At 45.4% G+C, this 14971-nt stretch carries 21 protein-coding genes and 1 pseudogene; 6 read left to right on the forward strand and 16 right to left on the reverse strand.

Annotated elements, in window-relative coordinates; genetic code table 11:
• Positions 1-79: 79 nt before the first annotated feature.
• From RS881_RS57240 to RS881_RS57265, 6 genes are all read left to right on the forward strand, one after another.
• Positions 80-316, forward strand: a complete 237-nt coding sequence (locus tag RS881_RS57240; RefSeq protein ID WP_315818940.1) for an IPExxxVDY family protein — start codon at positions 80-82, stop codon at positions 314-316.
• A gap of 217 nt (positions 317-533) precedes the next feature.
• Positions 534-692, forward strand: coding sequence for a 4a-hydroxytetrahydrobiopterin dehydratase (locus RS881_RS57245; protein WP_315818941.1), 159 nt, complete (start codon positions 534-536; stop codon positions 690-692).
• Positions 637-774 (forward strand): 4a-hydroxytetrahydrobiopterin dehydratase, encoded by a 138-nt coding sequence (locus RS881_RS57250; RefSeq protein WP_315818942.1) that lies wholly within the window; start codon positions 637-639, stop codon positions 772-774. Before RS881_RS57245 ends, RS881_RS57250 begins: the two co-directional genes overlap by 56 nt.
• A gap of 79 nt (positions 775-853) precedes the next feature.
• Positions 854-1459 (forward strand): hypothetical protein, encoded by a 606-nt coding sequence (locus RS881_RS57255; protein ID WP_315818943.1) that lies wholly within the window; start codon positions 854-856, stop codon positions 1457-1459.
• A gap of 169 nt (positions 1460-1628) precedes the next feature.
• Complete coding sequence (locus tag RS881_RS57260) at positions 1629-2012, forward strand: hypothetical protein (protein WP_315818944.1); 384 nt, start codon at positions 1629-1631, stop codon at positions 2010-2012.
• A 284-nt stretch (positions 2013-2296) separates the two neighbouring features.
• Positions 2297-2992, forward strand: coding sequence for a hypothetical protein (locus RS881_RS57265; protein WP_315818945.1), 696 nt, complete (start codon positions 2297-2299; stop codon positions 2990-2992).
• Between the two features lie 173 nt (positions 2993-3165).
• Here the strand turns inward: RS881_RS57265 and rho are convergent, their stop codons facing one another.
• The 16 genes and pseudogenes from rho to RS881_RS57345 form a co-directional block, all read right to left on the reverse strand.
• On the reverse strand, positions 3166-4245 hold the full coding sequence (gene rho / locus RS881_RS57270) for a transcription termination factor Rho (protein WP_322791215.1): 1080 nt from the start codon (positions 4243-4245) through the stop codon (positions 3166-3168).
• Positions 4242-4424: a hypothetical protein gene (locus RS881_RS57275; protein WP_315818946.1), complete on the reverse strand. Its 183-nt coding sequence runs from the start codon at positions 4422-4424 to the stop codon at positions 4242-4244. The genes rho and RS881_RS57275 overlap by 4 nt, the downstream gene beginning before the upstream one ends.
• Positions 4425-4520: 96 nt before the next feature.
• Positions 4521-4853: a Rho termination factor N-terminal domain-containing protein gene (locus RS881_RS57280; RefSeq protein WP_315818947.1), complete on the reverse strand. Its 333-nt coding sequence runs from the start codon at positions 4851-4853 to the stop codon at positions 4521-4523.
• Positions 4854-5078: 225 nt separating this feature from the next.
• Complete coding sequence (locus RS881_RS57285) at positions 5079-5939, reverse strand: 2-phosphosulfolactate phosphatase (RefSeq protein WP_315818948.1); 861 nt, start codon at positions 5937-5939, stop codon at positions 5079-5081.
• A 204-nt stretch (positions 5940-6143) separates the two neighbouring features.
• On the reverse strand, positions 6144-6530 hold the full coding sequence (locus RS881_RS57290; protein WP_315818949.1) for an SRPBCC family protein: 387 nt from the start codon (positions 6528-6530) through the stop codon (positions 6144-6146).
• A 295-nt stretch (positions 6531-6825) separates the two neighbouring features.
• Positions 6826-6936, reverse strand: a complete 111-nt coding sequence (locus RS881_RS57295) for a glycine cleavage T C-terminal barrel domain-containing protein (protein ID WP_315818950.1) — start codon at positions 6934-6936, stop codon at positions 6826-6828.
• Positions 6937-6971: 35 nt separating this feature from the next.
• Positions 6972-7910, reverse strand: coding sequence for a glycine cleavage system aminomethyltransferase GcvT (gene gcvT, locus RS881_RS57300; RefSeq protein WP_315818951.1), 939 nt, complete (start codon positions 7908-7910; stop codon positions 6972-6974).
• Positions 7911-7990: 80 nt separating this feature from the next.
• Entirely contained in the window at positions 7991-8830 is an 840-nt protein-coding gene (locus RS881_RS57305; protein WP_315818952.1) for a hypothetical protein, read from the reverse strand.
• Positions 8831-9037: 207 nt separating this feature from the next.
• A complete protein-coding gene (locus RS881_RS57310) occupies positions 9038-10411 on the reverse strand; it encodes an ECF transporter S component (RefSeq protein WP_315818953.1) in 1374 nt (457 codons plus the stop codon).
• Between the two features lie 23 nt (positions 10412-10434).
• On the reverse strand, positions 10435-11091 hold the full coding sequence (locus RS881_RS57315) for a PspC domain-containing protein (RefSeq protein ID WP_315818954.1): 657 nt from the start codon (positions 11089-11091) through the stop codon (positions 10435-10437).
• Entirely contained in the window at positions 11088-11303 is a 216-nt protein-coding gene (locus RS881_RS57320) for an HAAS signaling domain-containing protein (protein ID WP_315825046.1), read from the reverse strand. The genes RS881_RS57315 and RS881_RS57320 overlap by 4 nt, the downstream gene beginning before the upstream one ends.
• Positions 11215-11763 carry a PadR family transcriptional regulator gene (locus tag RS881_RS57325; RefSeq protein ID WP_315818955.1) on the reverse strand — a complete coding sequence of 183 codons (549 nt, stop codon included), beginning with the start codon at positions 11761-11763 and terminating at the stop codon, positions 11215-11217. Before RS881_RS57325 ends, RS881_RS57320 begins: the two co-directional genes overlap by 89 nt.
• Before the next feature lie 405 nt (positions 11764-12168).
• On the reverse strand, positions 12169-12627 hold the full coding sequence (locus tag RS881_RS57330; RefSeq protein WP_315818956.1) for a COG3014 family protein: 459 nt from the start codon (positions 12625-12627) through the stop codon (positions 12169-12171).
• Between the two features lie 92 nt (positions 12628-12719).
• Positions 12720-13601, reverse strand: coding sequence for a COG3014 family protein (locus RS881_RS57335; RefSeq protein WP_315818957.1), 882 nt, complete (start codon positions 13599-13601; stop codon positions 12720-12722).
• A gap of 25 nt (positions 13602-13626) precedes the next feature.
• Positions 13627-14216 (reverse strand): annotated as a pseudogene (locus tag RS881_RS57340) (penicillin-binding protein activator LpoB).
• A 65-nt stretch (positions 14217-14281) separates the two neighbouring features.
• Entirely contained in the window at positions 14282-14590 is a 309-nt protein-coding gene (locus RS881_RS57345; protein WP_315818959.1) for a hypothetical protein, read from the reverse strand.
• Between the last annotated feature and the right edge of the window lie 381 nt (positions 14591-14971).

Here is a 14971-nt window from a genome sequence, read left to right on the forward strand (position 1 = left end):
AGCCATTCAACATGAAGCTCAAGCTTGACTTAGATGACCTGGCTGACGATTTTTCGATAATACCCGCCTCATAGGTATTGTGGCGCCGGTAAAGAACTACCAGTTCTGCTGGCAGCTTAACCAGCTATTGCGCTTTGATTTCCGCCTCAACAATGATATTGAGATACAACTGTTCAAAAAACACCGGAATTACTATTTTTCTATTTTCGAATACCGCGAACCCAACAGCTCCCTGGTACATTATTTATACAATAACCAATTCGACGGGGAATACCTCTTACCCGAATTCCGGCACCTCGATTTTTATGGTTATTAAAAGGTGATCTGGTGGCCGATGAATTCCTGCAAAACCTCATGACCGCCATCAGAAGCATTGGCTCTGTACAATTAGTAACAGAACTAACAAATGAGAAGATCCGCAATAAAGGACATTTGATATTTTGAGCTGCGAGTCATGGGCTTTGTATCTTGTATCTACCAGGCCCGCCATCAACCTGTAGCTATCAGTATACATTAATTATAAACTATCTTTTATGTGGAAAGAAGAAAACAATACCCTGTATCGCAAGTTCCAGTTCAAAAATTTTTCCGAAGCCTTTGCCTTTATGACCCGTGTGGCCATAGAAGCCGAAAAAAATGGACCATCATCCCAAATGGACCAATGTATACAATACGGTGGAAATATGGCTTAATACCCACGATGCAGGCGATGTGGTAACGGATAAAGACCATAAGCTGTCGAAAAAGATCGATGCACTTACCACTGGCTCTTGATCCCATCCCCCTACCTGCTTAAATCTTAGGGATTCATTAAGCATTCAATAAGTATCTTGGTTTTCCAAAACCTGATACCATGAACCTGCTGCAAAAAATGCTGCACAGCGGTACCCTGTGTCTGATTACCGGTTTTTCCCTGCATGCCCAATCTATAGAAGAGCAGTTGGTAAAACCCGTAGTACGTTGTGAAGACGTAAGGTTGAATGCCTTACAGGTTATTCCCCATATGTACCGCCAGGGGCCTATTGATTCTGTGATCAGGGCTATTTCTTTCTGGGAAGGCGTTTGCGGTCCTACCGAAGAGATCCAGCGGATCAAGATCCTGGTGGCCATCCGGAACCGTCATTTTTCAGAGTTATTATACGACAGCACCATCGTGCTTTTTATTGACCGGTTTAAGTTCATCAAGGACCTGGAACCGGGCGGCCTACCCTACGAGTACCGGCGCGATTCTGTATCCCATACCCGGCTGGTAGGGTACAATGCCTTTACCAAAGAATTGGCCCGTACTTTATTACCGCAAACCGATACGACCAGCCTGGAAAATTACTTTTGTCGCCTCTATGCCGATTCGGGCAATACCGCAGCCATTCTGGACAAACCTGGCTTTGCAAAAACATCCCTCAAAGGTTATTACCGCAGGAACGATGACCGCATACGACAACGGCCAAGGGGCATATAGCCCTGCATACCGGCCTATGGATCCCAACAGGTGCTGCTACTTTATTGGGCAATCACCCTTATATAGGTTTGGAGCTGGGCACCCGTACTATTAAGAACCGGTTTATCCTGGTATTATCTTTCAAGTTTGTCGATTCAAAAACCCTTACCAGATCAAGCGGAAAGACCAGTTGTATGAAACGAAGGACTTTTTTGGCGGCTATATCGGGTTGGACTATGGCAGAAAAATATTTGGGAATGATATACACGTATTTGAACTGACAGCAGGCGGTGGCCTTGATGGCTTTGATGTATACCATACTTCCGATGAGGACAAACGGGATCAAATGAAACCACTTTCTATTCTCACCTACAATTTCAATGGCGGTATTCAATACAGCTTATTCTATAATAAACGGAGGGATGCTTTTTTGGGTATACAGGCCAAATACAATGTTACCGATTATCGTAACAAAGGAGGCACCAACCTGCAAGGCAACCCTATTACAGTTGGGCTGGTATGGGGAGTAGCTAGTAGAAGACGTTATTATCCTTACCGCGACCTACAGTATTAAATATAACTGACCAACGATCGGGTTATTGACTCACCAATTACACGCAATCAATATAAGCAGGGCGCCAATAATAATGGCCACGCAGTATGCAATCAATAACCGTATTCTTTTTCGCCTGTACCTGATTTTAGCCATAATCGTTTAGCAGCCTTTGGGTAAGCAAAGAAACAATTTGCCAATCCTTAAACTATCGCATGATCATGTGGTTTTAACTATTAAAACCAGGTTAAAGGAAAGTCTGTTCAGCCGGATTGTTGTACCTTGAAATGAACAGAATTAGGCCCATGAAATATTTACTTTATACCTGCATGGCCACCTTGCTGGTCATTGTATCCTGCAAAGACGAACCTAAGAAAGAACCACAGGCCGTTACTACACCGCTGGAAGACTCTATAACGGAAGTACTGGACACCGTGCTGTCGGCCGAAACTGTTCAGTCATTCAGCACTTCCGGCTTTTCTGATTATGCTACCAAACAGGTTACGGGCTTCAATTGGAACAAGTTCAGGATGGTCAGCGCCTGGAAAGAAGATTCCATGCTCACAAGCCCTTTCAAACCCGAAAAAGGCTATTATACCAATTATGGCCCCTTTCTAAAGTATTCTCCCGATAGCACCCAGTTCGTTGACCTGGACAGCTACAATATCGATATCAAAAAAGACGGCAAGGGCCGATTTACCGGAAATGAACTGGGGCCCGATTTTGAAGTTAGCCTGGTAGATGTGGATGATAATACCCGTACGCGATTGGTGTTCCTCGGGCCCGGTGGGTCAATAGAAGATGCATTGTGGCTCGACAATAATACGCTGGTGCTGATGGGTGTGCAAGACAATGAGAAAAACGGTAAAACGCCCACGCTTTGGCGGTTTCATGTACCTACCAAAACCTTCTACATTTATGAAATACCCGATACTACTATGGCCGGCCCTCTGATGGGCTATTGGAAAAAGGAGCGATTAAAGAATGTGATCATCCAGTAGTAAAAGGCAAAAAGTTTTAAAAGCAGCCGGTAGGTGGCCTTTTAAAGAGACACTGGCCAGCAAAGCTTACAACTAAGAAGGCCCTGCAAATAAGCAGGGCCTTCTTTATTATTTTTTATGATGTCCATTTTTTGAGCAGGTGGGTGGTGATGACCCGGCCTTCTTTGGCCCGTTCAGCCGTTCATACTAGCCAAAAACTCCTGGTTATCCTTGGTACCACGCATACGGCGCAACAGTTCGTGCATCGCTTCTTCCGTGTTCATATCGGTGAGATATACGCGGAGCAGGTTCATACGTTGCAACACCTCTTTTTCCAGCAACAGATCGTCACGGCGGGTAGAAGAAGCTACCAGGTCAATGGCCGGGAAGATCCTTCTGTTGGCCAGGCGGCGATCCAGTTGCAATTCCATATTACCAGTACCCTTGAACTCTTCAAAGATCACCTCATCCATTTTTGAACCGGTATCAATGAGGGCAGTAGCCAATATGGTTAAAGAGCCGCCGTTCTCAATTTTACGGGCAGCACCAAAGAATTGCTTGGGTTTCTGCATCGCATTGGCTTCCACACCACCCGAAAGCACTTTACCCGAAGCGGGAGCTACGGTATTGTGCGCACGGGCAAGACGGGTAATAGAATCCAGCAATATCACAACATCATGGCCACACTCTACCAGGCGTTTGGCCTTTTGTAAAGCGATGGTAGATACTTTTACGTGTTTTTCGGCAGGTTCATCGAAAGTAGAAGCAATAACTTCCGCTTTCACGCTGCGTTCCATATCTGTAACCTCTTCCGGACGCTCGTCCACCAGCACTACCATGAGGTAACATTCCGGGTGGTTGGCAGCAATGGCATTGGCCACTTCTTTCAACAATACCGTTTTACCCGTTTTAGGTTGTGCCACGATCAATCCACGCTGTCCCTTACCAATAGGTGTGAACAGGTCCATGATGCGTGTACTATACGCATTGGGTGCCGTGAATATATTTAGCTTCTCGAAAGGGAATAAAGGCGTGAGATAATCAAAAGGAACACGGTCACGCACATCTTCCGGCGCTTTACCATTGATGGTTTCCACCTTCAGTAAAGCAAAGTATTTTTCACCTTCCTTGGGAGGACGTACAGCACCATATACCGTATCGCCTGTTTTTAACCCAAACAGTTTGATCTGTGAGGGTGATACATAAATATCATCGGGAGAAGAAAGGTAATTGTAATCAGATGAGCGTAGGAAACCATAGCCATCAGGCATCATTTCCAATACCCCTTCGGCCAGGATAACACCGTCAAACTCAATGTTGAAGGCTGTTTCACGATGACGGGGGTATGATTTATGTTGTTGGTCCTGATTGCCGCCATTGAGCTGCTTTCTTCCTGAGGTCCTTCATCTTCCTGGCTCAATACATTGCCCGACTGTTGTTGGTTGGGCTGCATTGACCTTTCATCATCTTCCTCATCGTCATCGTCATCGTCATCAGGTTGTCCTGTTACCTGGGGCAGGTCCAGTACTGGTTGTTCGTCTTCCGATTTTTACGCGCACCCTTTTTCGCGATCACTACTTTTCGGCTGCTTTCTTCTTAGGCGCTTCTTTCTTAACTTCTTTTTATTCTTCTCTTCGCCAGTGCTCATAACATCTGCTTCTTCTGTAGCATTGGCGGTAGTTGTTTTAATAATTCGTTTGCGTTTGCCTTTATCTTCAGTTGCAGCACTCTTTTCGTCGCTGGCCAGGACGGCCTGTTTGTCGAGGATTTTGTAGATGAGACCCTGCTTGTCGAGCTTTTTGGAATTGGGGATTTTTAGCTGCTCTGCAATATCAAGCAGTTCGGGAACGAGCATGTCGTTCAGTTGGAGAATATCATACATAACAAAACTTGAAAGTTTAACACTTGATCAGAAGACCAATCTTTGTGTGTGTGTTGAAAAAAATCTTTTGAAATGAGTTTAAATTGAGTTGGAATGCACAAAAACTGATGAGTTAGCAGAGTTCAGGTATGACTTATCAGTCCTATTCCGGCACAATAATACGTCAAATTTATAAAAAGTACAAAAATTTTGCCCCTGGGGATAAGGGTTTCCAGTTATAAACGATCAAAAAAGGGTCAAATTTACATTAACTTTCAACACCCTGATACCGCTTGAGTTATAAGGCAAAAGCCCGGTTTTGATACCACTGTCAAAGCATTGTTCCGGAAACAATGGTCCATCATTATTAACGTTTGGAATGCACAACAAGTTTACCATCTTCATAAAAGGCAGCACATTGGCTATATCAGGCGTTAAACAATAGCGAATATCCTTCTCCAATCCAAAGCTCGTAAGTCGGTTGTAATGAGAGGCCTGTTTATCGCGCATAAAACCATATAAGTCCTTTTTCGCTTGTTCATACATCGTTTCTGCCATTTGAGAGGAATCGCAGTTAATGCTAAAATGTTCCTTCACCCGGTTGATCACTGCACCCGCAAACAGGGTATCCTCAATATTAACACGGTCTTTCCAGGCAGCACAACCCAATACAACAGGCAATTGCTGCTCAACAATGTAATCACATACGGCCGATAAATTGGGAAATGAACCCGTTACGATCTGTCCCGCACCTCTTTCAAGCGCCATGTGCAGTAGCTTGGTGCCATTTGTAGTTGTAAGCACCAGCGTTTTTGAACGAATAAATGCTTCTGGATATTCAAATGGTGAATTACCATATTCCAACCCTTCTGCAATTTGCCCATCGCGCTCTCCTGCAGTAATAGAATCAATCCTTTTGCCCAGTTCTATGCAACGTGCTACACTATCCACTGGTATCACACACTTAGCGCCGTTATACAATGCGGTGGTAATAGTGGAAGTTGCTCTCAAAACATCAATGATCACCACTACCGCGTTGTTGAGGTCGTACAAGTGCAATAAGGCAGGGGATAAGGAAGTATACAGCGTAGGTTTATTGTTGCTCATGCCAGGAATAACTGTTTAAAATTGGCTGCAATGTTAAGTTAAAAGTCGGAAAGACCGAAAGTCGGGAAGTCCGAAAAACAGAAAGTTTAACAGATCAAAAGGCCGGATGATTGCGAGAAAGGCAAAACATTCACAAGCAAAACAATTAGTTGCATGACATACCGTACTATTTCCGGATTCACGGTCTTCCGGACTTTCGGACGCTTATTTCAGCAATACAAACTTCCATTTGTCACTTTCCGCATATTCCCGGATCACTTTATTACGCTGATCCAGTAAGCTTTCCATATACCTTCGGAGGTAAAGTGCATCAACAATTTTGCCCAGGCAGCCATAAGGCGATTCAAAGGTGAAAATATCAATGGCCAGTGTACCATTTTCAATCGCCTTGAAATGATGTTCATGTTTCATGCTTTTGAAGGCGCCATCAACCATTTCATCTGTAAAGGAATAAGGCCGCTGCATGGCAGTGATCCTCACTTTCATGATCCGCGTTTTGCACAAGTGCTTCGCCTTCCAGGTCACCGTTTCATCCAACCCTATCAACCCCATCGTAGTACCCGCCACCGCTTGTTCGCCAGTATGCGCCATTGCTTTTATGCAGATCAATACTACGGCTAAGATCGAATACCCTTTCTACAGGGGCGGCAATAAAGGTGGTAAGGTGGATAGTGGGCATGGGCTATGATTTGCTGAGGAGCTTAATAAATAGCAAGATTTAAGCCAGAAAGAAAGCCACGGACTGCAAGCTGTGAGCCGGTTGCTTCGCGTGAAATAAACCGCGCAGCCGCAAAACCCTCAAAATGCAACGAGCTGCAAACCTGGAGACATCGAAGAAAACGTCCCAAGGCTCGCAGCTCGAAGCTTATAGCTCAAAGCTTGTCTTCTATACAAACGGGAACTTTACCACTTTGGCTTGCAATAGCTTATCCCGCACTTTAATGTATATGATGTTATCCAGCTGCGCATAAGCCGTTTCCACATATCCCATACCCACAGCCTTGCCCAGGCTGGGCGCTTGTGTGCCCGAAGTTACTTTGCCAATGTCTTTCCTTCCGCATCCGCAATGATATAATCATGACGGGGAATGCCTTTATCGATCATTTCAAATCCTATCAGTTTGCGCGTCACTCCGGCTTTCTTCTGTTGCTCGAAGATCTCTTTAGACGTAAAATCTTTGGTGAGCTTGGTGATCCAACCCAGGCCCGCTTCCAGCGGAGAGGTGGTATCATCAATGTCATTGCCGTATAAGCAAAAGCCCATTTCCAGGCGTAATGTATCACGCGCACCCAGGCCAATGGGTTTCAAACCCTGAGGACCGCCGGTGGCAAAGATGGCATCCCATACCTTATGAGCCGCACCATCCTTATCCTCAAAATAGATCTCTACCCCACCCGCTCCGGTATATCCGGTAGCGCTTACCACTACATTGTCTACACCGGCAAACTTACCTTTCGTAAACGTGTAGTACTTCAGGTTAAGGATGTCCATATCAGTAAGCATCTGCATCATCTTAGTGGCATTGGGTCCCTGTATGGCCAACAGGCAGGTTTTGTCGCTTACATTGTGCATCTCAACATTGTCTGTATTGAACTGGCTGATCCAATTCCAATCTTTTTCAATATTGGAAGCATTCACCACCAACATATACACCTTGTTTTCTTCAATACAATAAACCAGCAAATCATCTACAATACCGCCTTCTTTATTGGGCAGGCAGCTGTATTGCGCTTTACCCGCAGTGAGTTTGGAAGCATCATTGGAAGTAACCCGTTGGATAAGATCCAACGCCTTGTCTCCTTTCAGAATGAACTCACCCATATGACTTACGTCGAATACGCCGGCATTGGTACGTACCGCAGCATGTTCATCATTGATACCACTATACGAAATCGGCATGTTATACCCGGCAAACGCTGCCATTTTAGCGCCGAGGGCAATGTGTTTTTGAGTGAAAGGAGTATTCTTCATTTGGTTATTTTGAGCCGCAAAAATAAAGGTTGCCGCCAAGGTCGCCAATAAAAGAGCAAAGGCATATAAGGAAGGTTGATTTAATGGAAAGCCGGAGCCACGCAGGCGGCATGACTGGACCCACAAATAAGAAATACCCGTTCCTGCCGGCCTATCAACTCCTTAACGGCCGCTACCAGTTGACGGTTGCGCAAGTCATTGGAATAAGCCATCATATCTGCCAGGTAGCCCGGTAGCGCCGTTTCGTCGGAGGTTTCCCGCCAGTCTTTACTCGCCGGAAAGTACTTTCTCCAGTACCGGTCCACATCCGCCACCGTTTTGAAATTCCCCTCCTGACCCACAAACTTGGCACGCGGTAAATATTCCTGTATAAACTGCTCGGGTGAAGCCGGCTTCCCAAATCGTAGGTTACTGAAATAGGGATTCAGGACCTGCGCCAGCGCCACCTGCTCTCCACTGAATTTTGATTGCAATTGCGCAGCCATTACCTCTTTGGATAGGTCCCAGTTGAACAGTGGCACCCCGTCTCCCTTAGCCAATTCACTTACTTTTCCTCCCTCTCCCAGCTCTTTCACCGGATTCATCAGCTTTGGCAACAAAAATCCCAGTCGCCCTTCCACCAACGCAATCGTGGGCTTAAATGCTTTCCACTTCTCTTCTATCAACTTAATATCCGCATGTTGCGGATCACGCGTATGCGCCGTCCCCATGATCACAAAATTTTTGCCCTCGATCACATAGGGCCGCGGATGATCCGAGATCGACTCATACTGATTAAAAGGAGTAATTGAGTCCCGGACTGTCATTACATTGCTTACGGTATAGTACTTCGGCGATTTCCACGCCAGGAAGTACACCGCTCCCAATAATACCATTATGATCACCAATAGCCAGGCGGCTATTTTGAAGACCTTTTTCATGTTGACTAATTTAAACGGTTAATGATTTGCTTGTATGCATAGCAGGTCCCATAACAATTGAGGGTAATTGTCGCGCAAGAATAGAACTGCTGTAAAGGGTGGGAATTAAAACTATAGGAGGGTAGAAAAAAGAGGGGCCGTAGTGTAACCGGCCCCGTTGTTCCAACTTCAACCAGGTCCCGGATAGAAAATCCCAGACCAAACTTATTAAAAGAGTCTTGTCAATGCTGAGACAGGACCACTTACTTCTGCAATCATGCGGCTGCCGGTGTGCCCTGTTGAGGTCTCATCACCATCCGCTTCCGCATTGGGATCCGGCGCCTGTACTACTTTCTTGATCTTGGGTTCTTTCTTTATTGTGGTATCAGTTTCCTGATTCCGGCGGTACCGGTACTCACTACCCGTATCTGTTTTGATCTCCCCTTCCATTTGTATTTCCTGGTCGCCGTCTTTGATCTTCAATTTGAATTTGCCGCTTTTCAGCTCAAACTGATCATACTTATCTACCCGTTGCAAACCATCATCGGGCGTCATGATCATTTCACGGTCACTTTGCCAGCCATAACTATTATCCCATTCATTGTCATTATTCCATCCGCGGCGACGATTGTACTGCAGGCTGAACCATTCATAATCTTCCACTTTGCGGTCAATCTGGATACGTTTTCCTACCGGTACTTCTACAATCACCAGCACCTGTTGATTCCTGAATTTTTCAAAGCGGCTGATCGCAAATCCTTTGGGCAATACCAGTAAACTGTCTTGTTGATCAATATTAAAATTGATGCGGTTGGCAAGATCCCTGGCTACATCAGGATCGGCACCACGGCTAAGTCTTACGCGGTAAACATGATAATTGGCATCCTTACTTTTCCTGATATTTACCCTGATCGTATTGAGCATCACGGTGTCCGGATTGATAGCATAGAAAGGCCAGTCTTCCCAGGAAATGCCAAACCAGTCCCCACCATAAAAGTGGTTGTAGTTGCTCGATACATCGATGATCATTTTGCCATTGGCAGGCTGGTTTATGCTCACCTGGTTTTCAACCGGCTGAACCGATCTGAACTCGCGGGTGATAATACCTCCCAGTATAAGGGCACATATCAGACCTACAAACCATAAAGTACCAAATACATAACCCAGGTAATGATTGCGTGAGCGAACGCCCATGATACGGCGTATGAGCCAGGTGATCAGCGCAACCAGCGGTATGCCCAGGAAAAGGATCAGTGTAGCCCAGGCCAGCACGTTCTGTCCAAAACCATCCAGCACAAAGTCTTTTACAGGAAACATGGTGAAACCACCGAATATGATCCCTACAAAAACGCCGAACAAGGTTATTACAATAATGGCTGCAATAAACATGAAGAACGCTTTAAACAATACCCCGATCACATGCCCAATGCCGCTACCGGCACTACGGGCAATGGGCGCCGCTTCGTTTGAAAAGGTTTTGGCCCTTGCACCAGCAGTCTGACCAAACTCTTTTGCTCTTTCACCAAATTGTTGTGCAGATTCTTTGACCTCTTTACCCCATCTTTCAGCCTTGGTTTTGAAACCTTCCAGGTCTTCTTTCACAGTGTCACGAATGGAGTTGAGGTCTACCTTCTCCCCCGCATTTCCAATTTTTCAGTAGAAGTAACGGCTATAGGAACAGTAATCCAAAGGATGATATAGGCAAAGAACAAAGTACTACCCAATGAACCGGTGATCACTTTGGGGCCCCACCAGAAATCCCAGTCATGGCTCCACCATATATTATTGAAAACGCCCGATACCAATCCAATGATCAAAGGCAGCGCAAATATCAATCGAGGTACCCAGGCGCCTACATTGAGGTAGGCTGCAAGCCCACCACACACACCCGAAATCACTTTATCATCCGCACTACGGTACAAGCGTTTGGTAATATTGGTTTCGATCGACTGTGATGGAATGATCACCCACAACAGGATGTACACCCAAAACAGGGGGGCAAAAAGCACCACGAAAAGAATACGCATGATTACCGGATCTATTCCGAAATAGTTGGCAAGGCCGCTGGCCACACCACCTACAATCTTATCATCAGCGTTCCGGTACAACCGGCCACGACCGCTCCTGCTTTGGCTACCTTGATTATAAGTACCCGCACCAGGTTGGCTTTGCGTATTTTGCTGATTTTGTGAAGGCCCTCCTCCATTGGTTTCAGTTCCACTGGCGGCAGCCTCGGCTTCAAAATCTTCGGGACGGCCCATACTGGCTATTACTGCATTCACATCATCATCTGTAATACAGGTAGCGCCCTTTTGATGCGTTCCGAAAACAGTTCAGCAATACGGCTTTCAATATCATTGATAATCTCGTCACGGCCCTCTTCATTGGCAAAGTACCTTCGTAAACTATCGATGTACTGCTTCAGCAGGTCGAAAGCGGTCTCCTCGATGGGGATCACCCGGCCTTGAAAGTTTATGTTGATTACTTTTTTCATTGTTCGTCAAGTTTGTCGGTGGTTGAAGTGTTAGTTGGTATGTTGGAGGAATCGGATCCGAATGATACACTGCCGGCGGTTGAGACCAGCGATTCTTTTTACTGGTAAGACTGTTTACTGCGTTGGCCAGTTCATTCCAGGTGGCTTCCAGTTCTTTGTAAAACTCTTCGCCCTTGGGGGTCAGCGAAAAGTATTTGCGCGGCGGCCCCGAATTGCTTTCTACCCAGCGATAGGTGAGCATATCCGAATTTTTAAGGCGCGTTAATAAGGGGTAGAGTGTGCCTTCCAATATCTGCAAGTTACAACCCCGCATTTCGTCCACAATATCACTCGGGTAAGCTTCCCCCGGCGAATGATGGAAAGAATGCAGAACTCCAGGATCCCCTTCCGCATCTGGCTCTGTGTGTTCTCTATATTCATACGATGCTACTGTTTTTAAAACTGGCGGCAGGAGCTTCATGGCTATATTTTCCTGATTGCTTTGAATGGCTATACTTTGTTTTTAACTCCTTGCCGCCAGTCGTGGTGATCATTTAACAGTATAAAACTATGGAAAAAAATAGTACTATGCAACACAAAGTACCTACCGTGAAAAGGTAATCTTCATAAACTGCTAATAAGTTTTGCCGCAAATACAGGCTGGATAAGCCTTTAGGCCTACTTTAAGGGGTTTCAATAAATTTTATGAGATTGGATGAACGGTCATTTATTCTGCATGAGTGGCGAGACTGTTTCACCCGATTTTATGCTTGGCTCGAATTTTTCAAAGCTCACCCTTCAATAGACAGGCAATAAAATGCCCTATGGCCTCTTTTGAGGGGACAAAATTGCCTGATTTACATGTTGTTATGACAATCAAGGAGTTTTAACGCAGTGTGCAGATATTCTGTACTTGTAGTTTGCCATTTCCTTCTGCTACTACATTAATGGTTTGTGTCGCTGCCCCGGAAACGGTAACCTGCAATACATTTACACCCCGGCTAAGGGGAATGCGCAGGTAGGAGATGGTGTGAGGAAGGCTTTGCCAGTTGCGTGTATCAGCCTTTTCGGAGGCAAAGTTGAATACCTGGATGGCCAGGGCGATAGCTTCCTTGGTATCCTTATTCTTATCATCACTTTTGGGCCTGGCGGCTGCTTCGGCCAGTTTTTTAATGGCCAGTCGACTAAGGGCCAGCGACATTTCTTTGAGGAAACGCTCTTTTAAAGTAGCAAAAGCGATCGTATTGATGTTTTCGGCCGGTTCAAATTGATAATTGACGTGATTGAGCGATACCGTGGCACTACGGAAAAACAGCGGCTGCTCCTGGTATCTGGGAAAAGCCACCCGCAATGACCGCAGATCATCCAGTTTCAGGTCTTCCTTGCGGTAATTGGTACTGGCAAAATCGAAGGGAATATTGAATGAGCCGGCGGGGTCTACAAAGGCAAAATTGCCAAATCCATCTTTGGTGAGGGCAAAAAGAAATCCTGTTGTTGCTTAACCGGCGCCAGGCCATTCTCCCAAAACAATACCAACTCTCCACCTTCCGGTGGCGCTGCAGCTATATATTTTGTTTTCAACAATCTTTCATACCGCTGTACCTCATCCTTGAAGCCCATAAGGTCAGCAGTGCGCAGCAAGTCTTTTGTTAACTGCGCAGGCAAGGGCGTACCATAATACTGGTTATTGTTCTTTAGGTAAATGTCCACTGCATTGCGGTAGGAAATGAAAGCATTGTTGATATCCCTACCTTGCTCATAGATGATACCTTGCAACATGAGTGAAAAAGCGTCATCCGCATAACGATTTTCCCGTTTGCTTTTGTCCTGCTGTTCATAACTGCGCAGGGAGATGCGGCGTGCTTCCACAATGGCTTCATCGGGCTGACCTAGGTAGAGATAATTGAGCGCCTTATAATAATGGATCAGGTATTTCTCAAAATCCTCCCCCTTATACGTTTGCATCATGGGATTGAGCAGGGTACCCAATGCTACATCACCGGCGGTAGTGCGTACATCTTCGATGAAAATATCAGCCTCGTTAAAATAATGATTGCTGCTGTCGTATTGCTTCAGCAAATGCGTTATTTTCCCTTTCTCCAGCAGGTACAGCAGGCGGTTACGTTTGGCTTTGATCAGTTTGATCTTTTCCAAATTAGCATCTGCCGCCTTATAATTACCCTCCCTTACCTGGGCATAGTAATTCCCAATGCGGGTATTGTAAGTAGCGCAGGAAAATAAAAAGAGCATCAGCGATAGAACAGCCAATGCTCTTACCATATAGTTAAATGATAATGCCATGCCGGTAGGATCTGCCATTCACCTGTTTAAATTCGGACAAAGATCAATTGGTCACGTATTTGGCAATCTTCTTATCGCCAATCCAAACCATTTCATTAGTCTGAATATTAGTCAGCTCCAGGTTGATCTGGTAGTATACTACTTTCTTTCTTTTTGTGAATCCACGATTGAATTGATAGAACCCTGCAAGATGAAATCGGCACCTTGCTCCAAACCGAATTTCTTCATGCTGGAAGTAGAAGCATTCGTTTGCTGGTCGGCCTTTTCAGCACGCAGCTCTTCCCGCTTCTTACCACCCTGTACCAGGCGTACGCGGCCAGAACGGATGAAAGATTGTTCTACATCTTTTACAAAAGTTTCCGCATCAATATGCTCGGTGCTTTTGTTGGTTACAAAACCAACGATCACAACCGGTTTTTGTCCTTTATGACCTTCCTGGTAGTCACCTACCCACTTATCTTTCAGGATATCATCGATCATTTTTTCAGCTGTCAGACGGGAGTCCGTATTATTCCAGCGCCCGCTGAGGTCGATCTGCTCACCCGGGTCAATGCGTGTTACTTTTCTAGAACAGGATACAGTGATAGCGCTTACAGCTACAATAGCTGTAACAATCCATACGAGTCTTTTCATATTGAGCTATTTATAAAAGATGGTTTGATGATCGTGATACGTGATGAGGCATTGTGATTAGGGGGTTACCGGCACCACCAAGCTATGGAAGCTGCGAGGGGTAAGGTATTCCAAAAGTAGTTACCCCAACCTGTACCACCCCAGGGGCGGTTATTATAATTGTAGGGATAACTATAGTTATTGTAATACCCATTATACCAACCACTGTTGCGCGCTCTTTCCATACGGAGTTCGCGACGCCAGGCTTTCCGGTTGGCACGCAGTTCTCTTTTATCTTCGAGGTAATCAATGGCTTTATACGTATCCTGCACAGTAGTGCCATGCCAGCTATTGATCGAGTCGGCCATTTGCATGTAGCGTGCCTGACTTACCATAAAACTGGGGTTTTGATCGGGGCCAAATTTTGTGCAGTACCGGTAATAACGGCTGCAACAAGCAAGGAAGCGGTAAGTAAAATACTTTTCATAGTCTTAGCTTTTAAGAGTAACCGTTTGACAATACAAAGCTAATCAGCGATGCGTTAAGCGTGCGTTAAATAAGGCAATTCCTGATGCAAGATAGTGTTAAACATCAGTTTACACATATGACAGGATAAGAATGAGTAGAGAGAATAAAGGATACAGTCTTAGGTATTTAACAGGTAAGGCAACAAGGTCGTAATAGGGGTACTTATCTTGGGAAAATGCAACAACATGAATACGAATGAATTGCAAATGCCACCAAAACAATGGGGCAAACCCACCTAAGTTAATTAC

Origin of the sequence: Paraflavitalea speifideaquila, from assembly GCF_032395985.1 — a bacterium.
Taxonomy (GTDB): Bacteria; Bacteroidota; Bacteroidia; order Chitinophagales; family Chitinophagaceae; genus Paraflavitalea; species Paraflavitalea speifideaquila.